At 60.1% G+C, this 21,631-nt stretch carries 23 protein-coding genes and 3 tRNA genes; 12 read left to right on the top strand and 14 right to left on the bottom strand.

Annotated elements, in window-relative coordinates:
* Positions 1 to 70: 70 nt before the first annotated feature.
* Together glf and FJ425_RS27845 are read right to left on the bottom strand one after the other, a co-directional pair.
* Positions 71 to 1,252, bottom strand: coding sequence for a UDP-galactopyranose mutase (gene glf, locus FJ425_RS27850; protein WP_140727459.1), 1,182 nt, complete (start codon positions 1,250 to 1,252; stop codon positions 71 to 73).
* Positions 1,246 to 2,187 (bottom strand): hypothetical protein, encoded by a 942-nt coding sequence (locus FJ425_RS27845; RefSeq protein ID WP_140727430.1) that lies wholly within the window; start codon positions 2,185 to 2,187, stop codon positions 1,246 to 1,248. Before FJ425_RS27845 ends, glf begins: the two co-directional genes overlap by 7 nt.
* A gap of 162 nt (positions 2,188 to 2,349) precedes the next feature.
* On the opposite strand from FJ425_RS27845, the gene FJ425_RS27840 reads away from it, so the two are divergent.
* On the top strand, positions 2,350 to 3,279 hold the full coding sequence (locus FJ425_RS27840; RefSeq protein WP_140546430.1) for a hypothetical protein: 930 nt from the start codon (positions 2,350 to 2,352) through the stop codon (positions 3,277 to 3,279).
* Between the two features lie 60 nt (positions 3,280 to 3,339).
* Here FJ425_RS27840 and FJ425_RS27835 read toward each other — a convergent pair whose 3' ends face one another.
* The 5 genes from FJ425_RS27835 to FJ425_RS27815 are packed head-to-tail and all read right to left on the bottom strand — an operon-like array spanning position 3,340 to position 7,881.
* Positions 3,340 to 4,095, bottom strand: coding sequence for an MBL fold metallo-hydrolase (locus FJ425_RS27835; protein WP_140636775.1), 756 nt, complete (start codon positions 4,093 to 4,095; stop codon positions 3,340 to 3,342).
* Between the two features lie 3 nt (positions 4,096 to 4,098).
* Positions 4,099 to 5,163 (bottom strand): ABC transporter ATP-binding protein, encoded by a 1,065-nt coding sequence (locus FJ425_RS27830; protein WP_140727428.1) that lies wholly within the window; start codon positions 5,161 to 5,163, stop codon positions 4,099 to 4,101.
* Positions 5,160 to 5,942, bottom strand: a complete 783-nt coding sequence (locus tag FJ425_RS27825; protein WP_140727427.1) for an ABC transporter permease — start codon at positions 5,940 to 5,942, stop codon at positions 5,160 to 5,162. The genes FJ425_RS27830 and FJ425_RS27825 overlap by 4 nt, the downstream gene beginning before the upstream one ends.
* 2 nt (positions 5,943 to 5,944) lie before the next feature.
* Positions 5,945 to 6,790, bottom strand: coding sequence for an ABC transporter permease (locus tag FJ425_RS27820; RefSeq protein WP_140727425.1), 846 nt, complete (start codon positions 6,788 to 6,790; stop codon positions 5,945 to 5,947).
* An 8-nt stretch (positions 6,791 to 6,798) separates the two neighbouring features.
* Entirely contained in the window at positions 6,799 to 7,881 is a 1,083-nt protein-coding gene (locus FJ425_RS27815; protein WP_140727423.1) for a spermidine/putrescine ABC transporter substrate-binding protein, read from the bottom strand.
* A 93-nt stretch (positions 7,882 to 7,974) separates the two neighbouring features.
* Here FJ425_RS27815 and FJ425_RS27810 point away from each other — a divergent pair, with 93 nt between their 5' ends.
* Positions 7,975 to 8,616 (top strand): TetR/AcrR family transcriptional regulator, encoded by a 642-nt coding sequence (locus FJ425_RS27810; RefSeq protein ID WP_140727421.1) that lies wholly within the window; start codon positions 7,975 to 7,977, stop codon positions 8,614 to 8,616.
* Here the strand turns inward: FJ425_RS27810 and FJ425_RS27805 are convergent.
* Together FJ425_RS27805 and FJ425_RS27800 are read right to left on the bottom strand one after the other, a co-directional pair.
* Positions 8,613 to 11,048: an SIR2 family protein gene (locus FJ425_RS27805; RefSeq protein WP_140727419.1), complete on the bottom strand. Its 2,436-nt coding sequence runs from the start codon at positions 11,046 to 11,048 to the stop codon at positions 8,613 to 8,615. The two genes, FJ425_RS27810 and FJ425_RS27805, sit on opposite strands and share 4 nt — an antisense overlap.
* Before the next feature lie 317 nt (positions 11,049 to 11,365).
* Positions 11,366 to 11,441, bottom strand: a tRNA-Thr gene (locus FJ425_RS27800).
* Between the two features lie 150 nt (positions 11,442 to 11,591).
* Here FJ425_RS27800 and FJ425_RS27795 point away from each other — a divergent pair.
* Together FJ425_RS27795 and FJ425_RS27790 are read left to right on the top strand one after the other, a co-directional pair.
* Positions 11,592 to 11,759 (top strand): hypothetical protein, encoded by a 168-nt coding sequence (locus FJ425_RS27795; RefSeq protein ID WP_112130001.1) that lies wholly within the window; start codon positions 11,592 to 11,594, stop codon positions 11,757 to 11,759.
* 204 nt (positions 11,760 to 11,963) lie between these two features.
* A complete protein-coding gene (locus FJ425_RS27790; protein ID WP_140546392.1) occupies positions 11,964 to 12,275 on the top strand; it encodes a BA14K family protein in 312 nt (103 codons plus the stop codon).
* Positions 12,276 to 12,390: 115 nt separating this feature from the next.
* On the opposite strand, the gene FJ425_RS27785 is transcribed toward FJ425_RS27790, so the two are convergent.
* The gene (locus FJ425_RS27785; protein WP_140727417.1) at positions 12,391 to 12,810 is read right to left on the bottom strand and encodes a hypothetical protein; all 420 of its coding nucleotides are present in this window, start codon (positions 12,808 to 12,810) and stop codon (positions 12,391 to 12,393) included.
* 154 nt (positions 12,811 to 12,964) lie between these two features.
* On the opposite strand from FJ425_RS27785, the gene FJ425_RS27780 reads away from it, so the two are divergent.
* On the top strand, positions 12,965 to 13,324 hold the full coding sequence (locus FJ425_RS27780) for a hypothetical protein (protein ID WP_140727415.1): 360 nt from the start codon (positions 12,965 to 12,967) through the stop codon (positions 13,322 to 13,324).
* Here FJ425_RS27780 and bhcR read toward each other — a convergent pair.
* Entirely contained in the window at positions 13,321 to 14,142 is an 822-nt protein-coding gene (gene bhcR / locus FJ425_RS27775) for an HTH-type transcriptional regulator BhcR (RefSeq protein WP_140698754.1), read from the bottom strand. The two genes, FJ425_RS27780 and bhcR, sit on opposite strands and share 4 nt — an antisense overlap.
* A gap of 202 nt (positions 14,143 to 14,344) precedes the next feature.
* Here bhcR and gcl point away from each other — a divergent pair, with 202 nt between their 5' ends.
* The 3 genes from gcl to FJ425_RS27760 all read left to right on the top strand — a co-directional run bounded on the left by gcl (position 14,345) and on the right by FJ425_RS27760 (position 17,945).
* Positions 14,345 to 16,126, top strand: a complete 1,782-nt coding sequence (gene gcl / locus FJ425_RS27770) for a glyoxylate carboligase (protein WP_140727413.1) — start codon at positions 14,345 to 14,347, stop codon at positions 16,124 to 16,126.
* Between the two features lie 26 nt (positions 16,127 to 16,152).
* Entirely contained in the window at positions 16,153 to 16,950 is a 798-nt protein-coding gene (gene hyi, locus FJ425_RS27765; protein WP_140727411.1) for a hydroxypyruvate isomerase, read from the top strand.
* A gap of 107 nt (positions 16,951 to 17,057) precedes the next feature.
* Complete coding sequence (locus FJ425_RS27760; protein ID WP_140727409.1) at positions 17,058 to 17,945, top strand: 2-hydroxy-3-oxopropionate reductase; 888 nt, start codon at positions 17,058 to 17,060, stop codon at positions 17,943 to 17,945.
* Positions 17,946 to 18,004: 59 nt separating this feature from the next.
* On the opposite strand, the gene FJ425_RS27755 is transcribed toward FJ425_RS27760, so the two are convergent.
* The gene (locus tag FJ425_RS27755; protein ID WP_140727408.1) at positions 18,005 to 18,865 is read right to left on the bottom strand and encodes an RNA methyltransferase; all 861 of its coding nucleotides are present in this window, start codon (positions 18,863 to 18,865) and stop codon (positions 18,005 to 18,007) included.
* 199 nt (positions 18,866 to 19,064) lie between these two features.
* Here FJ425_RS27755 and FJ425_RS27750 point away from each other — a divergent pair.
* Positions 19,065 to 19,149 (top strand) — tRNA-Tyr (locus FJ425_RS27750).
* An 87-nt stretch (positions 19,150 to 19,236) separates the two neighbouring features.
* Positions 19,237 to 19,310, top strand: a tRNA-Gly gene (locus FJ425_RS27745).
* Between the two features lie 72 nt (positions 19,311 to 19,382).
* On the opposite strand, the gene FJ425_RS27740 is transcribed toward FJ425_RS27745, so the two are convergent.
* Complete coding sequence (locus FJ425_RS27740) at positions 19,383 to 19,838, bottom strand: YidB family protein (RefSeq protein WP_140727406.1); 456 nt, start codon at positions 19,836 to 19,838, stop codon at positions 19,383 to 19,385.
* A 129-nt stretch (positions 19,839 to 19,967) separates the two neighbouring features.
* Between FJ425_RS27740 and FJ425_RS27735 the strand changes: the two genes are divergently transcribed.
* Positions 19,968 to 20,225 (top strand): GlsB/YeaQ/YmgE family stress response membrane protein, encoded by a 258-nt coding sequence (locus tag FJ425_RS27735; protein ID WP_140636804.1) that lies wholly within the window; start codon positions 19,968 to 19,970, stop codon positions 20,223 to 20,225.
* Between the two features lie 72 nt (positions 20,226 to 20,297).
* Here FJ425_RS27735 and FJ425_RS27730 read toward each other — a convergent pair whose 3' ends face one another.
* Positions 20,298 to 21,185 (bottom strand): DMT family transporter, encoded by an 888-nt coding sequence (locus FJ425_RS27730; protein WP_140727404.1) that lies wholly within the window; start codon positions 21,183 to 21,185, stop codon positions 20,298 to 20,300.
* A 228-nt stretch (positions 21,186 to 21,413) separates the two neighbouring features.
* On the opposite strand from FJ425_RS27730, the gene FJ425_RS27725 reads away from it, so the two are divergent.
* Positions 21,414 to 21,631: GTP-binding protein (locus tag FJ425_RS27725; protein WP_246678039.1), on the top strand; the 218-nt coding region annotated here is incomplete at its 3' end.

Here is a 21,631-nt window from a genome sequence, read left to right as displayed (position 1 = left end):
GATCTTTTCCGAAGACCGGTTCCCACTTTCGGGATCATGCTCTAGTTCTTAAGAGTTTGGCCGACTTCGCTCAGGAAGGCCGGCCTCTCATCGACACCGTCTCCGATCGACCTTCGAGATACGGCACGAAAACGGTCTCGAACGCCTTGAGCGCCGCGCCGATTGCCTGGTGCATGTCGAGATAGCGGTATGTTCCGAGCCGGCCGCCGAAATGAGTGTTTTGTTCGCTACGAGCGCGCGCCTGGTAGCGCTCGTAGATACGTTGGTCGGCTCGGGTGTCGATAGGATAGTAAGGTTCGTCGCTGCGACGAGCAAAACGCGAGAATTCGCGACCGATCAGCGTCCTGTCGCCGTCAAATTCACGCTCCGGGTTGAAATGCCTGAACTCGACGATGCGCGTGTAGGGCACCGCTTCGTCGGCGTAATGCATGATCCCTGTGCCTTGATAGTCCGGCGTGTCCATATGTTCGAACTCGATGTCGATTGTCCGCCATCCGAGGTCTCCTTCGGCGTAGTCGAAATATCGGTCGATGGCGCCCGTGTAGGCGATCGGAATATTCTTGGGTAGCGATCCTTTGATCTGGAAGAAATCGATGCCGAGCCTGGTCTCGATGAGCGGGTGCGCAAGCATCTTCTGGAAGATTGCCGTATATCCTTCGAGCGGCTGTCCCTGGTATCGATCGTTGAAATAGCCGTCCTCGAATGTATAGCGCACCGGCAAACGCGAGATGATCTGCGGCGGAAGCTCGCGCGGATCGGTCTGCCACTGCTTGGCAGTGTAGCCTCTGATGAGCGCCTCGTAGAGCGGGCGCCCGATAAGCGAGATAGCTTTCTCCTCGAGATTGGCCGGCTGCCGGTCGCCGAGTTCGGACGATTGCTCGGCAATCAGCGCTCGCGCTTGATCCGGGCTGAGCCGTTTGCCGAAGAACTGGCAGATCGTCGCCAGGTTGATCGGCAAGGAATAGATCTGATCGCGATATGAAGAAAACGCACGGTGCCGATAGGAGTTGAATTGCGTGAAGGTGCGCAGATAGTCCCAGACCTCTTTATTGGATGTATGGAAGAGGTGAGGCCCATAGCGATGGATCTCGACGCCGGTGGCAGCGTCGGGCTCGGTGTAGGCGTTGCCGCCTATGTGCGCGCGTCGATCGATCACCAGCACACGGCGGCCCAGCCTGCTTGCAACACGCTCGGCCAGCGTTGCGCCGTAGAATCCGGCCCCTACGACAAGAAGATCGGCGCCGTTCAACATGTCATTGCCCCTTCGGCAGTCCGATCCGGAGGCGGCTCGATCGCGATGGCCGAGAGCTCGGCCGCCTTGAAATGCTGTCGGCGAACATGCCGCCACAGCGTTTTCTTCAATCGATACACCTGTCTGAATGCATTTAGCCGTCGGGCGTAATGCAGCATCATGCGCAGGCCTATGGCAGTCTTCGATCGCCAAACGCGCCCTTTTCTGTCCACGGCCTCATAGGAGATCGGATAGAATTCATCCAGGAAAAATCGGGCCTTCAACTGCGCATATTCCGCCTTGGGTGTGAGGCCTTTTTCCAACATCGCTTGGGCAAGCGCGCTACCGACAGGGCGCGTGTGACGAATCGACAAGTCATCGAACACGGCGGACTTGCGACGGTTGTCCGGCGCCAGGCGCGTCCATATCGAATCAAGGCCGAAGCCGCTCATTGAATGTTCGAAGAGCGGCAGCATCTTGACCAGCACGTCGGCTCTGATGCAGGGAGCCATAATCTCGACCTTATCCACGAAGCGGAACGCGAAGCTGTCGCAACGCATGAACGGCAGGTGCGAAAAATAGCTGTCGAGCGTCAGAGAGGGTTGGCCGACATCGAGGTCGAGTCGGAGCATGTTCGCGAACATAGCTTCGATCGTTCTTCGATCTGCTTCGAGATCATCGTCCGGAAGCCAGAAATACCGATAGCGCTGGAGCAAGTCCGGCTGCTCACTGAACAGCGCGAAAAGGCCGTCAAACTTGCCACCTTTCCGATCCACTCGTCTTTCGTAAGGCAGGCCGAAGGCCGATGGATCGGATCCGTAGTAACTGACGATCAGGTCGAAGTCGCATCCTGGTTCGTCCGCGCCCCAACCACGATGCAGGGAACGGTCGCCGGCTCTGACGATCACGAGATTGCGGTGGCTGGTCGGCTGCGGAGATCTGCTGGTGGAGTTCATGCTTCGGTGGGGCTGCTTTGCTGTCTCGCGGCACTTACACCAAAGTTGCTCGCTTCAGAAGGTTTGAATGCTTGGCACGCTTGCCGCGACATCGGCGGCCGGTTATCGACTGACGGATAGTTCGGCATTTGCGCAATACGTCCCGTGTCAGGATGGCTATCCATGAAGCTGATCGTCGTTACTCCGGCCGGACGTGAGAAATATCTTGGCGTGCTTAGCCACTATGTCCTGAAGAGTTCTCATGTGCACGAATGGCATCTGTGGGACAACTGCCGCAACGAGCAGGATCGGGCCTATCTCAGGCAATTGGCGAGCGCCGATTCGCGAATTAAAATCATGACGTTGCCCGGGGCCAATGGAAAAAACGACGCCATCGGACTTTTTTTTCGTTTCTGCGACGATCCGGATGCTTTCTATCTGAGGCTGGACGATGACATCGTGTTTCTCGAGGACGGTTTTTTCGAAAAGTACATGGAACGGGTGCTGACCGAGCGGGGCTCGGCGCTTTGGTACGCGCCGCTCATCATCAACAACGCCATCTGCAACACTTTCATCAAATACCTCTCCGCGGTTCAGATCGAAGGGCCGCTGACCTGCCAGGCGATGTGCCCGTTCTCATGGTCTCATCCAACGTTCCCGCTCGCGATGCATCCGGTCCTGATCGAAGCGGTGCGCACCGGCCGGCTCGGCGATTTCCGCGTGCCCGACCGCGAAATCAAGGCGTCGCGGTTTTCCATCAATGCGATCGGCTTTTTCGGGTCGGAGATTGTCGAACTGGGCGACCTTTTTCACCCGCTGGGAGATGAAGAAGAGTGGTTTTCCGCCGTCCTTCCCGTCAAGCTCGGACGGCCGGGCAAGGTTTTCGGCGATCTGATCGCGGCGCACTTTTCCTTCTACCCGCAAGAGAAGGCGCTTTTGGGCACGACAATCCTCGAGGATTATTACGACCTCGCCGGACTGCCAGCGCCTGTCTACAAAAAGACGGTGGTGCGGTTGAAGGACCGGTTGAGGCCCTGGAAGAAGAACCGCAATGGAACGCCGCCAAAATATACGATCACGCTCCTGAAGGATGGGGCGAATCCAAAACGGTGAACGGCAGCGTCGAAAGATGCTTGTTCCCGGTCGCGACCGTATCGTCGCCCTCGGTGTTCTTCATCTCTGCAAGTGGCACCCAGCCTTGCGCTTGCCGGCGACATATTCGTCGATGAGTTGCCCGTAGCGCACCTTGCCGAAGCTCGGGAAATGGCCGCCATGCACGACCGAGACGTCGAGGCCGCGCATGGCAAGCAGCGTTGCGACATAGTCATCGATGTTGGAGTGATAGACGTCGTCGATCAGCGGCCCGTCATAAACGATGTCGCCGGACAGCAGGATGCCGGTCTTTCTCTCATAAAGCGCGATCCCGCCGGGCGAGTGTCCAGGTGTGTGGATGACTTCGAAGGCGCGGTCGCCGAGGTCGACGACATCGCCATGCTCGAGCAGCCGGCCCGCCGGCGCGGGCAGGATGCGGTAGCCCGCCGTATCCCAGCCTTGCGGCGCGCCGTCGAACATCGCCTCATTGGCATAGCGGTCCGCCACCGTCCATTCGTTGCGTGGATCGGCAAGGATTGCCGCTTCGGCCGAATGCACGCAGCGCTCCGGGAATTCGTGATGGCAGCCGATATGGTCGAAATGCGTGTGGCTGGCGATGCAGGTAAGCTTGCGCTCGCTGACCAGCGGCACATGGCGTTTCAGGCTGAAATGGCCGAGGCCGGTGTCGAACAACAGGTCGCGGTCGCGCCCGCGAACATGCCAGATGTTGCAGCGGAAGAACGGTTTTATCCACGGCTCATGGATGAGCGTGATGTCGTCGCCCATGCGGATGGTTTCGTACCAGTCCGGAGCCTCGATGACCGGAAGCGTGCTCATGGATCAGTCCGCCAGCAGGATGATGTCTTGAGCGTTGCATGAAACCGAGATCGTGTCGCCTGCCTGAATGGTAGCGGAAGCGGGCGCCTTGGCGATGAATTGTAGCGCGGTATCCTGCGTCGAGGTGGCCAGCACGCGCTTGAAGCTGCCCTGGAAGACGACATCGCCGACCTTGGCCGTGCCGAGCGCAATGTCGCCTTTCGCTTCGCCGAGAGCAATATGCTCGGGCCGGATGGCGAGCGCCACCTTGGCGCCGGCAGGCGATGCACCTGGCAGTGAAATCGGCCCGACCGCCGTCATGGCCGTGACGGTCCCGTTCCTCGCCTCGGTCACGGTGCCGGCAAGGATCGTGCTCTCGCCCATGAAGGTGGCTGAAAAGCGCGTCGCCGGCCGCGCATAGACCCGCTCGGGCGATCCTTCGTCCTCGATGCGGCCGTCATTCATCACCACGCAAAGGTCGGCCAGCGCCATCGCTTCCTCCTGGTCATGCGTGACGTGGATGAAGGCGGTGCCGACGCGCTTCTGGATCGCCTTCAACTCGTCCTGCATCTGCCGGCGCAGCTTGAGATCCAGCGCGCCGAGTGGCTCGTCGAGCAACAGCACCGCCGGCTCGATGACCAGCGCCCGGGCAAGCGCCACGCGCTGCCGCTGCCCGCCGGAAAGCTGATGCGGCTTCTTGTCGAAGGCGGCTGCCAGCCCGACGAGGGTAAGCGCATCGCGCGCCTTGGCCGCCCGGGCCGCGCCATCGACGCCCTGCATGCGCAGCCCGAAGCCGACATTGCCGCCGACGCTCATATGCGGGAACAGCGCGTAATCCTGGAACACCGTCGTTGTCGGGCGTTTGGCAGGCGGCACGGCAGTGCAATCCGCGCCGCGAATGAAGACCTTGCCTTCGCTGGGCGTGACGAAGCCGCCTAGGATCGAAAGCAGGGTCGTCTTGCCGGAACCGGACGGTCCGAGCAGGATCGTGTAGCTGCCGGGCTCGATGGCGAGCGAGACGTTCTTCAGCACCGATAGCTGGCCGAAGCGATGCGAGACATTGCGGATATCGACCAGGGGCGCGCTCATGCCGGCTTTCTCCGCAACAGCGTCAGCTCGAAAAACACCACCATGAAGATGGAGACGGCAAAGACCAGCGAGCCGACGGCATTGGTCTTGGGATTGAGGCCGGAACGCAGCAGGTTCCAGATTTCCACCGGCAGCGTCGTCTCGAAGCGGGTGAGCAGGAAGGAGATGACGAACTCGTCCCAGGAAAAGGTCATCGACAGGAAGAAACCGGCAAAGATCGCCGGCGCCATGACCGGCACGGTGATCATGAGCAGCACCTTCCATTCGGCTGCGCCGAGGTCGCGCGCGGCGCGCTCGATGTTGATCTGGTGATCGCCCATCTGGCTGTAGATGATGGCGAAGCAGAGCGGCAGGTTGATCACGACATGGCCGATGCCGGCCGCAAGCAGCGACTTCGGCACGCCGGCCCAATTGAACAGCACCAGCAGGCCCATGCCGATGATCAAATAGCTGACGGTCAGCGGCAGTGTGATCAGGCCGCGCAGGATGGCCGAACCCGGCAGCACGAAGCGCGCGAACCCCCAGGCGGAGAGGAATCCGAGCGTGACGGAGGCAAGCGAGGAGAGCACCGCCACGAGCAGCGAGTTGGCCAGCGCCGAGGTGAGCCGCGCATCCGACAGCACGGCCTGATACCAGCGCAGCGACGGGCCGGTGAAGGGCGGGATCGGGAAAGAGGTCGCCTGCAGCGAGAACAGCACCAGCACGACCACCGGCAGGAAGATGAAGCCGTATATCGCGATGGCGTAGACCCAGGCGGCGAGGCGAACGGCGGCGCGCATGATCAGGCCCGCTCGATCTTCAGCCAGCGCGCGCAGGCGAGGTAGGCGATGGTCACCACTGCCATCAGGATGATCGACAGCGCCGATGCCAGCGGAAAATCGCCGCGGCGGCCTATCTGCATCATGACGAGCTGCGGCATGACAAGCTCGTTGTTGCCGCCGAGGATCTGCGGCGTGATGTAGTCGCCGATGCAAAGCACGAAGGTGAGGAAGGCGCCGACCATGATGCCGGGCAAGGTCAGCGGCAGCACGACATGCAGGAAGGTGCGCACCGGCCCGGCGCCGAGATCGGCGGCAGCCTTGCGGTAGCTCGGGCTGAGCTGTTTCAGATTGGCGAAGATCGTCAGCGTCAACAGCATGACGAAGAAATGCACGAAGCCGGTGACGGTCGCGAAACGCGTGTTGGCGAGCTGCAGCGGCTCGCCGATCAGGCCGATGCCGGTCAGCGCCCGGTTGATGACGCCGTTCTGCGCCAGCACCAGCAGCCAGGAATAGGAGCGCACGACGTAGGAGGTCCAGAACGGCAGCACGGCCAGCATCAGCGCCAGCCGTTGCCAACGTTCCGGCACCATCTCGGCAAGAATCCAGGCAAAGGGATAGGCAAGCAGGATCGAGATCACGGTGACGATCGCCGTCACCTCCAGCGAGTTCACCATCGCCCGCCAGTAGGACGGGTCGGTGAAGAACTGGCTGTAGTTGGCTAACGTGAACGCGCCGCCTTCATGCGCCGTGAGGCTGGAAAGCCCCATGGCGATGAAGGGCAGCACGAAGAACAGAAGCGTCCACGCCAGCGCCGGCGTGACCAGCGCCCAGGGCAGGGCACGCGACTTGTTTCCCGCTGATGTCATCGGCCGGTTTACTGCGCCTGCAGCATCTCGGTCCACATATCCTGCATCTTCTTGTCGAGATCGGCGTTCGGCGCCGGATAGGCCTGGGCCCGGGCGAGGAAGCCCGGCTGCTCATCGAAGCGCAGGATCTTCTTCTGCTCGTCACTCAGCGCCGCCTTCTTGTTCGAAGGCATGCCCCAGTAGCAGGAAGAGGTGGCAAGCCGGGCCTGACCCTCGGGGCTCAGGATGTATTGGATGAATTTCAGCGCCATGTCCTTGTTCTTGGAATCCTTGAACATGGCGAGCGACTGCGACCACAGCACCGCACCCTCCTTCGGGATCGAGAAGTCGAGCGCCGGATTCTCCTTGGCGAGCCCCGCCGTCACCCATTCGCCGCCGCCGACCAGTATGTCGACTTCGCCGGTGGCAAGGGCGGTCTGGCTGGCTGTGACCTCGCCGACCAGCTTCGCATTGGCCTTCATCTTGAGCAGCTCAGCCTTGAGCGCCGGCAGGTCGGCCTCGGTGAGGTCGGCGGTCTTCTTGCCGATGGCCAGAGCGGCCATGCCGATCACCGGCAGGTAATAGTCGTAGATCGCGACCTTGCCCTTGTATTTGTCGCTGGTGAGCGAGGCCAGCGACTGCATGTCGGCCGGATCGACCTTGGTCTTGTTGAAGCCGATCGTGTTGTAGCCGAACTTTTCGGTGATGCCGTAGCGCTTGCCGTTAACGACGGTCGACGTGTCCATCGTCACTTCGGGGAAAAGGTCGGCGAAGGGCAGCTTGTCCTCAGGCAGCGGCTCGAACAGGCCTTTCTCGACGCCGCGCGGCACGTCGATGCTATCGATCACCATCACGTCCCAGTCGCCGGGCTGCGACTGGTCGACGATGGCGAGCCCCGCGCCAGTGCCTTCGAACTCCTTGACGTTGACCTTGACGTTGTTGGCCTCCTCGAAGGGCTGCAGCAGCGCCGGATCGGAATGATCGCACCAGATCAGCGCGTTGAGATCGGCGGCCTGTGCGCCGCCCGCCGCGAGAAGCAGAGCCGCGGCCGCACAAGCGGCTGACAGATGGGACTTCAGGGTGGAAAGCGGAGTCCGGGCGGTGATGTTCATCGAGTGTTCTCCCTGCCTTGCTGGCTTGTTGGAAGAAAAGTTGAACCAATTCTAAAATTGAGTCAATTATGATTTTGTGGCAGAGAGGCCGATATGAGCGGATTACGCGAACGGCAGAAGGCGGACCGGCACAGGCGCATTATCGATGCGGCGACGGAGCTCTTCCGCGAGGCCGGCTACGAAGGCGCCAAGATCGAGGCGATCGCAGCGCAAGCCGAAGTCTCGATCGGCACCATCTACAACTACTACCAGAACAAGGGTGACATCCTCGGCGCTATCGTGTCGTTGGAAGTCAATGAGGTGCTGAATGCCGGGCGAGGGGTGGTCGCCAGCCCGCCCGCCAATGTCGGCGACGCGCTGGACACGCTGATCGGCATCTATATCGAGCACTCGCTGAATTATCTGAGCAAAGAGATGTGGCGCCAGGCGATGGCGATCTCGACGCAACTGCCCGACAGCCCCTTCGGCCAGGCCTACACCGCCCTCGACCGGGAACTGACCAGGCAGATTAGCGCGCTGATAGTCCGCCTGCAGGAGATCGGGCTTGTGCGCTCGGACATAGACGGGCCGGCGGTGGGCGAGCTGATCTTCAACAACATGAACATGATGTTCATCGAGTTCGTGAAGCGCGACGAGGCGAAGATACCGGACCTGCGCGCGGCGATACGAAGGCAGAACAGAATTTTGGTGGCCGCGATCAGGAACTCAAGCGAAGTCTCCACAGAGAGTGCCTAAGATTCCTCTGCGACGGTGTCCTCCTGTTCGACGGTTTGACCAGCGAGACGCCGCTCGTATCGCGCAATGATAGCGGTAATTTCGGGGTCGCCCAAACGCTCTTCCGCAATCTTTAGCTGGTTTATGGCCTCATCATATATCTGATACGATCCAGTTCGCCGATAGTATTCAATTCCAAGTTCCGCATAAGCTGAAAGAATGTTTTTATTATGAGGGTAGCGCTCTACGCCTGAGACTGCAAGTGTGTTAGCCTGTTCCAATATAGCAATTCTGTCCTCCTCAAGAATTCCGGGAGTTCGGACTGCGCGAGCGATCATAAGCCGGATCTTATACCGATGCACGGGGCCATCTGGACCGAAATCCTTTCCAAATAAACGAATCTCCGTCTCTGCCTTCTCAAAGGCCCCCTGGTCAATGAGGTTTCTAATAAGCCGGTGGCGTGGAACCCGCTCACCTGGCGCATTTGAAATTATCTTTCTTAGAAGTCGATTCTGTACGTTTTTATCAGGGATACGCGCAATTCCCGTTTGGACATTGCAGAGCTCTCTAATGGTTCGTATTTCTATATCATACGTCGGCGAAAGGCTGTCGATCACTCTATCAAATAGATCTACTATTGCTTCTGTATCTTTGAATTTGAATCGAGTAATTATTTCGGAAATAACAACGTGACGACAGCGCCAGCCGTATATCCCTAGTCTATCGTCAATGTCATACTCGTGTATAATATCACTTAAACTTGTCAGAATTTGGCTAATGTGCGGAGCCGGGATGCCAAGAAGGCGTATTACGAACTGCCTATGAACCCTGACCCCGGCATTCTCCATCGCAGCTACATAGCGGTAAACGTCCTGGTCAACTTCACCAAGCTCAGCAAATTCTCGCAATATGATGTCGTCGAAAGCTTCGACCGCAAAGATATTTTTGAAGCAAACGAACATGTCTGCTTCACATCTTTGCGCCAAGCGTCTCCTACGTTCATTCTTGCTGAAGCCGCTGAAGGTCTCTTCAACAAGTGATCGAATAGTGGTGTTCTTGTCGATTAGTTGAAGAAGGCGCTCGATTTCCTCAGGAGATAGACGGGATAAGGAAAATTCCTTTCCGAACTTGAATATGTTTGGAGTCTTTATCCTGGGAGACCACTGATTTCGGGTGCTAACAAAAACTAGCTTTAGATGCGCATTGTTATCCACGGCCAAACGGTCAATCAGGTCGTTTATCTCCGAAAGATGGACATGTGCATCGTCTATGAACAGCACGCCCCGCTCTCCTGATTCGCGTAGGCAGCCGGCTACTTTGAGCCAGTTTGCAACGGTAAGTCGATGGTTGGGTTGGTGCTCCCAGGCGCGATCACCCCTCTCGCTCATCCGGAGGATTGCCTGCCTCACTGCGGTGGATTTGCCAACGCCGGCAGCGCCAAGCACGGTGGCGCACAGAGTGGAATCTGTGTCTAGGTAATTCTGTATCGCATCGGCTAGCGTTCGACCGAACGTCAGACCTGCCTCGATGTCGGCGTAGCTTGCGGGCCAACCATTGAACATCGCGCTCACATCTGAAAGTTCCGCATTTGCTGAACTGGCGACGTCAATAGACGACGGGTTTATTGCAAATATTTCATCAACCGAACCCGCAGATGAGAAAGCGGTCGTTTTCGTTTTAGTGGAACTTCGCGCCAGCTCTGCGAAGAAATCATCGATTCCGCCGAAGGCAACCGTGATACCTCTTTGCTCAAACAGCGACGCTCTATCTTCGTCTTTTTGGAAGAGAAGCAGCGTGATTTTTGCAGGATTGAGTACCTTGGCGTTTAATGCTGCAGCTCGGTTGACTATTGACTTAAGGTCAGGATCGGTTAGTGACTGGCCGATAATAATGAGATTCGCACCTGCCAAATCGCCTTTGAGTCGATCATAGATGTATTCTCTGTAAGTATCGGTTTGCTCGTAGTCTGCTTCAGATAAGATAATTCGAGAAACGTTTCCGTCACTTATATCCTTGTCGATAGTCCCGTGAATCTTGAAGAGTTCAATATTGTAATCTGAGTCTGAAATAGTAAAGTCAAAGTTGGAAGAAAAAACTCGACACGACTTTCCTCGTGCCTCATAAGTTTGTTCTACTAGATTGTCGTAATTCGTTGTGTAAATGCTTTTCCAGTCATACAGAGAAAGGTTTTTCAGGCCGCCCTGCGGATGTAGGTTGGAGCACAGCTTCCTTAGCTCTGCAATCACCTTTTTCCTCGAAAATCGGTTTTCGGCTAAACTTGATATTTCACTCAGAGTATATTTGTCGGAGTCAATCCCGAAGGTTGATGAAAAGTGGCCGATTATCTTCGAAACGGCCGGTGCTCCGGACGGTATTGTGGAGCCTGCTCCGAAGAGCAGAACAGTCTTTCTTGGTATCAGATCGTTGATTAGCTGTTTGAGTGAGATAGTCATTTAGCCCCCCTTTGGCTCACCCGATTTGAACAACGGCCCGCAGATTTGAGAATAAGGGGTATTCGTGATGGCCGCGCAATGGCGACGAGTATTAGTCGTCACTTTCTTCACAGTTTTCGGAAGAGCTTTTATTCGCTTGAGTTGACGCCGCTCACCAAACGCATATCTCGTATTAGCTCAATCGGTCTTGGGGCACGGCCATCGACTCACTCACAGTATGTGCGTATGGGAGTGCTGTCCGCCAAACGACTTTGGGGCGGACCCTAACCCCTCAGCTTGCGTGTTGAGCATGGCAGGCTGAAATCAGGCGATTGAGTTGGTGCCCCCGGCAGGGATCGAACCCGCGACCTTCGGTTTACAAAACCGCTGCTCTACCAGCTGAGCTACAAGGGCACGGCGCTCCGGTAGCACATTTGGTGCGCCAGTAAAGACAAAACTCCGTTTTGGGTTGCCAAGGGACGCCGTGGCTTAGCCGGCATGCTGAAAAACGCTGCGCCGCTTCCTACATCCTGTTCAGGTGCAATCGCATCGAACGGGTGCCGCATGATCAGATTCGTCATCATCCTGCCGCTCATTGTCGTGACCTGGCTTCTGCTGGTGAAGGTCGTCAGCGATCTGAAGAAGGCCAACATCGACTGGACCGGCGTCGCCACATTCATCGGCTTCATCGTGCTGGCTTTCTGGCTGAGGCACGTGACGGGGATGGGATGAAGTGAGCGAGTAGCGAATAGTGAGTAGCGAATAGGGGATTTGCATTCAGCATATCCCCGCTTTCCCTACTCGCTATTCGCTACTCCCTATTCGCTCAATCCCGGCGAAAAAAATCGCGAAAATACTTCGAACCTTTTTCCGGGCCGCAGCGACAGACGATCAAGAGGCGGATGGTTCGCCTCTCCACCGAAACAGGAGATCGTCATGTTCAAGCGCACCATCGTTTCCGGCCTCATCGCCACCACCGTCGCCGCCGGCTCGCTCGTCGGCACTGTTCAGCCTTCGGCCGCCCACGACCATCATCACCGCCGCGAGCTCGGCATCGGCATCGCCGCCGGCGTCGGCGGTTTCGTTCTCGGCAGCCTGCTCGCCCAGCAGCAGCCCCGCACCGTCTATGTCGAGGACGACGGCTACGACTCGATCCACGTCCGCCGCTGCTACGCCCGCTACGCCAGCTACGACGAGCGCACCGACACCTATATGAGCTACGACGGCCCGCGCTATTGCAGGCTCTAAAGGGGTTAAATCAACGGCAGGAGAGGGGCTACGCAGCCCCTTTTTTGCGTTTGAGCATTGCGCATCCGCCTGATTGGCTTGATTTGAAGCGGGCGACGTTTCCGCCCCCAGCAATTCAGGAATTGGGCTTCAGCTCCGGCATTGCCAATCCCGCCGCCTTGCAGGCGCCGATGACTGAAACGTCATTTATCGCAACGAGTTCAAAGCTGTTTCCGGCATCGGGATAGATCTTGCCGATGAAAGGCTCGTTGCCGCCGGGAGAGCCCTTGTCGTCCACATAGCCGCACGCCACGATCTCGTGGCGGCCGTTCAAACTGCGCTCGCCAGCGAGCATAGTCCCGAATTTCGCAGCGATAGGGTTCTTCAAATGCTGGCGGACGCCTGCGGTGATGATCTCCTCCAGGGCCAGCGAGATCGGAACGGGATCGACCAGTGGGCTGCTGCTGGGGTTGCCGTTCGGTTCGACCGGCGGCGGTGCCGCCGCCACGCATCCACAAAGTGAGGCGGCGGATAGGAGGTAAAGTGTTTTCCGCATCCGCGCCCTTTCGCATGCATTCCGACGGCGCGGCAAGACGGTCAAGCCCGGCGTCCGGACTGGCTATTGTCTGTCGGTCTTGCCGAGCACCAACGATGTACAGCGATTTTGCAAGCGTTTAGTCTGGCTTTGACGGCATCGAGGGGAGGGTCACTTGAACAATCAGGATCCCAAGGAAGAACGGGTCGAACCGGTTTTCCGCAACGGCACCATCACCATCGTCGGCATCCTGCTGGCGTTCTCGCTAGGCTTCATCACCCATTGGGCGGCCAACCCGATCCCGTGGCAGACCTACCATCTGATTGCCGTCCTGCCGATCCTGGTCGGCATTGCGCTGCAGATCCGGGCGCTGGCCATTCTGCTCGATGTCAAATCCCTGCAGCGAAGCATTCATGACCGCGCCAGCCGGATATTCCTCGCCGGCCTCATTTTCGCGGCCTGTGGCGTCGCGCTGGCCATCCTGCTGGATTTCTTCGACATATCGGCAAAGACCGCATTGCCAGGCGCGTCTTAATAGGCTTTCACGCCGCCGATCATCTTCGTCACCTCGACCGCGGCGTCGCGCACCAGCGGACCGATCTCGGCCAGCCGCTCGGGCGTGACCCGCACCGTCGGTCCGGACACCGAAACGCCGCCGAGCGGCTCGCCGAACTCGTTGAAGATGGCGGCGGCCACGCAGCGCATGCCGGGGTGGCGCTCCTCGTCGTCGACCGACCAGCCGCGATGCTTGATAACGGCCAGATCATGGGCCAGCGCCGAGATGTCGGAAAGCGTCTTGTCGGTGTAGCGCTGCAGGCCCGCCTTGCGCAGGATGGCGGCGACCCGTTCCGGCTCGAGATGCGCCAGCACCGCCTTGCCGATGCCGGAAGCATGGAAGGGGCTGCGCGTGCCCGGCCGGAAGAAGGCGCGGATCGCCTGGTGCGTCTCGACCTGGCTGACGAAGACGACGCAATCGTCCTCGGCGACGCCGAGATTGGCGGTCTCGCCGGTCTTTTCCATCAATTCCTGCATGACGATGCGCGCGCGGTCGACCAGTTTGCGCCGGCGCAGGAAGGCAGCGCCCATGCGGTAGGTTTCGACGCCGACGGACCAGAGCTGGTCGGTCGTATCGAACTCGACCATGCCGTGGTTTTCCAGCGTCGTCAGCATGCGATAGGCGGTCGAGGCGGCAATGCCGCTTTGCGCCGCGATTTCACTCAGCGACAGGCCGCTGGCCTCGGCGACGATTGCCAGGATCCGCAGCGCCCGGTCGAGCGACTGCACCGAGGCCGCTTCGGATGGGCCGTTGAAGGCGCGCGGCCGGCCGCGCTGGCGTTTTTCCGTGGTTTCCATACCGGCCATTCTCGCCGATTTGACATCGCATGCAATGAAAAAGTTTTTCAGTGGTGGCCATGAGCGATTTTTTGGAAAAGGAAAAGTGAAGCGAAATCAGCCGACAACGGCGATTTTCTAGGAATGAAAAAATATTCTGAAAAAATTGAAAAATCGAACGCAGGCTGTCATTGTCAAGCCAACCAAGGAATGGAGGCTTGCCATGGCCAGGATGCGCGCTGTCGACGCTGCGGTTCTCGTTCTTGAAAAGGAAGGCATCACCAATGCCTTCGGCGTTCCGGGCGCGGCGATCAACCCGCTCTATTCGGCGCTGAAGGCGCGCGGCACCATCCGCCATGTGCTGGCGCGCCATGTCGAAGGCGCCTCGCACATGGCCGAAGGTTATACGCGGGCCAAGGCCGGCAATATCGGGCTCTGCATCGGCACTTCCGGTCCGGCCGGCACCGACATGATTACCGGCCTCTATTCGGCCTCGGCGGATTCTATTCCGATCCTCTGCATCACCGGGCAGGCGCCGCGCGCGCGTCTCAACAAGGAGGATTTCCAGGCCGTCGACATCGCCTCGATCGCGGCACCGGTCGCCAAATGGGCGGTCACCGTCATGGAGCCCTATTTGGTGCCGATGACGTTGCAGAAGGCCTTCCATCTGATGCGCTCCTCGCGACCCGGGCCGGTTCTGGTCGACCTGCCGGTCGACGTGCAGCTTGCCGAGATCGAATTCGACATCGACGCCTATGAGCCGCTCGCTCCCTTCAAGCCGGCGATAACGCGTGCCCAGGCCGAGAAGGCGCTGGCTATGCTCAACGAGGCTGAAAAGCCGCTGATCGTCGCCGGCGGCGGCATCATCAACGCCGACGCTTCCGATCTTTTGATCGAATTCGCCGAAGTCACCGGCGTGCCGGTCATCCCGACTTTGATGGGCTGGGGCGCGATCCCCGACGACCACCGGCTGATGGCCGGCATGTGCGGCCTGCAGACATCGCACCGCTATGGCAATGCGACGATGCTTGAAGCCGATTTCGTCTTCGGCATCGGCAACCGCTGGGCCAACCGCCATACCGGTTCGGTCGACGTCTACACCAAGGGGAAAAAATTCATCCATGTCGACATCGAGCCGACGCAGATCGGCCGTGTCTTCGCGCCGGATCTAGGATTGGTCTCGGATGCGGGTGCCGCGCTGAAGATCCTGCTCGACGTCGCCACCGAATGGCGCACCTCCGGCAAGCTGCGCGACTGGTCGGGCTGGGCGAAGGAGTGCCAGCAGCGCAAGAAGACCATGAAGCGCAAGACGCATTTCGAACAGGTGCCGCTGAAACCGCAACGCGTCTATGAGGAGATGAACAAGGCGTTTGCCCGCGACACCACCTATGTCACCACGATCGGCCTGTCGCAGATCGCCGGCGCGCAATTCCTGCATGTCTACAAGCCGCGCAACTGGATCAATTGCGGCCAGGCCGGCCCGCTCGGCTGGACGCTGCCGGCGGCACTCGGCGTGCGCGTCGCGGATCCGGATCGCGACATCGTCGCGCTTTCCGGCGACTATGATTTCCAGTTCATGATCGAGGAGCTGGCCGTCGGCGCCCAGCACAAGCTGCCTTACATCCACGTCGTCGTGAACAACGCCTATCTCGGCCTCATCCGTCAGGCGCAGCGCGGCTTCTCGATAGATTATGAAGTGAGCCTCGCCTTCGAGAACGTCAACCGTGCCGGCGATCCCGAGGCGGGCTACGGCGTCGATCATGTCGCGGTCGCTGAGGCGATGGGCTGCAAGGCGGTCCGCGTGAGGAAGCCCGAGGAATTCGCCGGCGCATTCAAGGAGGCGCAGCGGCTGATGAAAGAGCACCAGGTTCCGGTCGTGCTGGAATTCATCCTCGAGCGCGTCACCAACATTTCCATGGGCACGGAAATCGACAAGGTCACCGAATTCGAGGAGCTTGCCGAGCGTAATGAGGATGCGCCGACGGCCATCATGATGTTGGATTGAGTTCAGGCGGACGAAGGAGAAAAAGAATGCCGCGCTTTTCAGCCAATCTCTCGATGCTCTTCGGCGAGCATGAATTCCTGGACAGGTTCGATGCCGCCGCCCGCGCTGGTTTCAAGGGCGTGGAATATATCGGCCCCTATGACCATGCCCCGGATATCGTCGCGGCGCGGCTGAAGAAGAACGGCCTGACGCAGGTTCTGTTCAACCTGCCGGCCGGCGACTGGGCGAAGGGCGAACGCGGCATCGCCGTGCTGCCCGACCGGGTGCCGGAGTTCCGGCAGGGCGTCGCCAAGGCGATCACCTACGCCCATGCGCTGGGCTGCGAGCAGATCAACTGTCTCGCCGGCATCGCGCCGCAAGGCGCCGACCGCACGGTGCTGGAAGACGTCTTTGCCGAGAACCTCGCCTTCGCGGCCGAGAAGCTGGAGCAGGCCGGCATCAGGCTGCTGATCGAGCCGATCAACACCCGCGACATCCCCGGCTTCTTCCTGAATTACTCAGACCAGGCGCTGGCGCTGATCGACCGCATCGGCTCGAAGAACCTGTTCCTGCAGTACGACATCTATCACATGCAGATCATGGAGGGGGATCTCGCCCGTACCATCGAGGCGAACCTCCCCCGCATCGCGCATATCCAGCTTGCGGACAATCCCGGCCGTCACGAGCCGGGGACGGGCGAGATCAACTATCCCTTCCTCTACGACCATATCGACCGCCTCGGCTATTCCGGCTGGATCGGCGCCGAATACAAGCCGAAGACAGGGACAGAAGCCGGGCTCGGCTGGTTTCGCGAGTTCGCCGGGCAAGGCAGCGCGGCGGCTTAAGAGCACGGCGGCGAAGTTGCTGATCTCCTCCCTCGTGGGGGAGATGGCCGGCAGGCCATAGGGGGGCGCGAAGAAACGCGATCTCGACAATTACGACGGAGAGCAACATGGAAACCATCGGCTTCATCGGCCTCGGCATAATGGGCGCGCCGATGGCGGGCCATCTTCTCGATGCCGGCTATACGATCGTCGCCAGCGACCATCGCTCCAAGCCGCCCGCCGACCTCCTCGCCAAGGGCTTGAAGACTGTTTCCGGCCACGATGCCGTCGCGAAAGCAGCCGGCATCATCATCACCATGGTTCCGGACACGCCCCAGGTGGGCGACGTGCTGTTCGGCGAGAACGGCGTCGCCTCCGGTCTCACCAAGGGCAAGCTCGTCATCGACATGAGCTCGATCTCGCCGATCGCCACCAAGGAATTCGCCAAGAAGATCAACGAACTTGGCTGCGACTATCTCGATGCGCCGGTGTCGGGCGGCGAGGTCGGCGCCAAGGCGGCGTCGCTCACTATTATGGTCGGCGGCGAGGAAAAGGCCTTCGAGCGCGCCAAGCCAGTGTTCGAGAAGATGGGCAAGAACATCACTCTGGTTGGCCCCAACGGCGTCGGCCAGACCACCAAGGTCGCCAACCAGATCGTCGTGGCACTGACCATCGAAGCCGTCGGCGAAGCGCTGGTCTTCGCCTCGAAGGCGGGCGCCGATCCGGCCAAGGTCAGGCAGGCGCTGATGGGCGGGCTCGCCGCCTCGCGCATCCTCGAAGTGCATGGTGAGCGCATGATCAAGCGCAGCTTCGCGCCCGGCTTCCGCATCGAGCTGCACCAGAAGGACCTCAACCTGGCGCTGGAAGGCGCCAAGGAGCTCGGCGTCTCGCTGCCCAACACCTCGACCACGCAGCAATTGTTCAATTCCTGCGCCGCCAATGGCGGCGCCAAGGAGGATCACTCCGCGCTGGTCAGGGCGCTGGAGCGGATGGCGGGACATGAAGTGGGTGAATAGTGAATAGTGAATAGTGAATGGGGGCGCGTCCTGACCATTCACCATTGACTATTCACCATTCACCTTTTCGCTATGAATTTCCTCGCCGCATAAAGGCTCACCGCCGCCGCGTTCGAGACGTTGAGCGAGTGGATGGCGCCGGGCATGTCGAGGCGGGCAAGCGTCGTCACCGTCTCGCGCGTTTTCTGGCGCAGGCCCTTGCCTTCCGCGCCCAGCACCAGCGCGATCCTCTCGCCGGCGAAGGTCTTTTCGAGCTCGGCCGGCCCTTCGGAATCGAGCCCGATGGTCTGGAAACCGGCCTCGTGCAGCTGCCCCAGCGCATCGGCGAGGTTCTTCACCTCGATCTGGTCGATATGCTCAAGCGCGCCGGAGGCGGATTTGGCCAGCACGCCGGATTCCTGCGGGCTGTGGCGAGCCGTGGTAATGAGCGCGCCGGCGCCGAAGGCGACCGCGGAGCGCAGGATCGCGCCGACATTGTGCGGGTCCGTCACCTGGTCGAGCACCAGCACCAGCCTGGTGTCGCCAAGCGCGTCGAGACGCTTCGGCTTGAGCGGCTCGGCCTCAATCAGCACGCCCTGATGCACGGCGTCCGATCCGGTGATCCTGTCGATGTCCTTCGGCTCGACCAGCTCAGCCTTGAAGGGCAGGGCGGCAAGATCGCCGATCGAAAGCCGTTCGGCGGCGTTGCGCGTCACCAGCATCGTCCTGATCTTGCGTCGCGGATTGTCGAGTGCGGCCCGCACCGTATGCAGGCCGTAAAGCCGCACCAGCCCGTCTGCGGCAGCCTCGCCCGGCGGCACCGGCTGGCGCGGCCGGAATGCCGGCGGCCCGCCCGCCTTCTGGTCGCGATGCGCGCGCCTCAGCTTGGCGTAGTGGGTGTCCTTGCGCGTGCCGGACTTGTTGCTTTTATCGTCGCTCATGGCGGCCTCTATAGCCGTCCCGTCCGGCTAAGGATATGGGCTGGACAAATGAATGCCGAACATCCTCGAAAAACCCTGGCCGCGCCGGTTGACACCCACCGGCCTTGCCGCCATAAGGCGCTTCGCTGATTTCGGAGAACATCTTACTCGGGCTTCGGATCGGCGAAAATGCCTCGTTGCATGGCTCCGGCGGCAGACTGGAGAGGTGCCCGAGTGGTTAAAGGGGACGGACTGTAAATCCGTTGGCTTAGCCTACGTTGGTTCGAATCCAACCCTCTCCACCACTGCCGGCCCGGAAGCCCTGAAACGAAAAGTCTCGGACCGAAAGTGCATGGCGCTTTTCGGATGAATCCGGTACCTCAGTGCAAGGCGCGGGTATAGCTCAGTGGTAGAGCAGCAGCCTTCCAAGCTGAATATGCGGGTTCGATTCCCGCTACCCGCTCCAGATTTCTTCCCGCGGAACCTCAAATGAAACGCCGCGCGCCGTGGCACGCGGCGTGCTAGCAGGCCGCTTCACTTAGCTGTTGAAGGCCGAAGCAACCTGATGGTTCTGCGGCACCTGGCCGTTCGGCGTCAGCTTGTCGACAATGCCAGGCAGCGCCGTGGAGAGCTGCTGCAGCAGTTCCTGCTCGTTCATGCCGGTGCGCTGCGCGATCTCGCGGATCACCGCCGGGCCGAGCGCCGAGCCGAGATCATTTGCGTTGATCGACTGGTTCTGGCCGGTGCCGACCCAGGAGTCGGCGACGTTGCCATGGCCTGCATTCTTCAGCCTGTCGAGCAGGCCGCCGAGGCCGCCGAGCAGGCCGCCATCGGCGGACGCGTCGGTTCCCGCGGGCGTCGGCGCTGGCGCTTGCGGCGCGGCCGCCTCTTCGCTTCTGCCGCTCAGCATCTTGCCGACCAAAAGCGCGCCGAGCGCGATCATCAGGGGTTTGGTGATATTGCCGCCCGGAACGGCATTGTCGAAAAGGCCCATCGTGGATCTCCTTGTCCAGCCAAGTCCGCCCGGCCCCAGAATGGCGCAAACGGGCGGAATTTCAAGCTGTCTTGAGCTTTTGACAATCATATGACCATGATGGCGCGGCAGGGGAATTTGGAGGGAATAATGGGCATTATCAGCTGGATCATTCTGGGCATCGTTGCCGGCTTCATCGGCAGCAAGATCGTCAACAAGACCGGTCAGGGCATGATCATGGATATTGTGCTCGGCATTGTCGGCGCCATTGTCGGCGGCGTCATCTTCAGCGCCTTCGGCGCGTCGGGCGTCACCGGCCTTAACATCTGGAGCCTGATCGTGGCCGTCATCGGCTCGGTCGTCGTGCTCTGGGCCTATCACCAGTTTTCCGGCAAGCGCACGCTGTAGAAGGCCAGGGAGCGGCCCAGTAGGCTGCTGGAGGTCGACCCGGTCGGGTCGACCCAGGCTGGATGCGCGCCGTCAGGCGACCATGGCCAGCCGGCGTTTTCTTTCGTCGAGCGAGACGATGGCGAGACCGCTGGCCATCACCAGCAGGATGCCGCAGACCGCGAGCGCGTTGGGGAATTGCCCGAACACCAGCAGGCCCGAGATCACCGCCCAGACGGTGAAGCAGTAATAGAAGGGCGCGACCGCGCTTGTCGGCCCGACCCGGTATGCCATGAAGATGAAGAAATGGCCGAAAATCAGGAACAGGCCCGCTCCGGCGATCAGGAGCAGATGATGTCCTTCGGGCATTACCCATTGTTCGGAGACAAGGTGCGCCGCGCCTGAGCCGGCCAGCACCACCACGACCGCGGAGATGGCGACGATCATGCCCGGCACCTCAGCGCCTACCTTACGGCCAGCTATATCGCGCACCGCCGCGAAGGCGGCGTTGCCGAGCGCCAGCAGCGCATAGACCGAAATGCCCTGCATGGTCGGCTGCGCCACCATGAGCGCCCCGACAAAGCCAAGGCCGATCAGCGCCATGCGCGTGGCGCCGATCTTTTCGCCGAACAGCATCGAGGAGCCGACCAGCACGATGAGCGGCGTGACTTGCCCGAGCGCGGTGGAATCCGCGATCTGCATGTTGGCTAAAGCCACGACGTAACACAGGATCGCCAGCAGCTCGAACAGGTTGCGGCGCAGCACCTTGCGCTCGAAGAGCAGCGGGATCTGCCTAGCGTAGCCAAGCATCAGAAGCAGCGGCACGCCCCACAGCGTGGCGGCAGCACCCCGCAACAGGAGAACTTCGTAAGGCGGCAATCCGACGGTGGCGAGCTTCATCATCGTGTCGTTGACGAGGTAGGACCCGGTCGAGACGATCATGAACAGCGGGCCGCGGATATTGGATGGAATGAACTGCATCCGGCGAACAAGATCAGAGCGGCGTCGTGGCGGCAATGGGCCAGCCCGGAGCCTTTGATTTTACACGCTGCAGCCCTATATCCGCGCCATATCCCACCGAAATCGACCATTGGTTCGGGTCGAGCAAGAATCCGCTCAGCCACAAGGTACTTGTGTTTTTCAGCCGTTGTCGCTAATCGCCCCGCATTCGACTGAACTGAAGGTCAAGGCCGTCCAAGGAAAGAGACTATGGCAAAAGGTAAATTCGAGCGCACCAAGCCGCATGTGAACATTGGCACGATCGGTCACGTCGATCATGGCAAGACGTCGCTGACGGCGGCGATCACGAAGTATTTTGGCGAATACAAGCGCTATGACCAGATTGACGCAGCACCTGAAGAGAAGGCGCGCGGCATCACGATCTCGACGGCGCATGTCGAGTATGAGACGGCCAACCGTCACTATGC

The sequence above is a fragment of the Mesorhizobium sp. B2-7-2 genome (genome assembly GCF_006440775.1).
Taxonomy (GTDB): Bacteria; Pseudomonadota; Alphaproteobacteria; order Rhizobiales; family Rhizobiaceae; genus Mesorhizobium.
The sequence above is the reverse complement of the archived record's forward strand: the minus strand, read 5'-3'. Positions and strand labels throughout refer to the sequence as shown.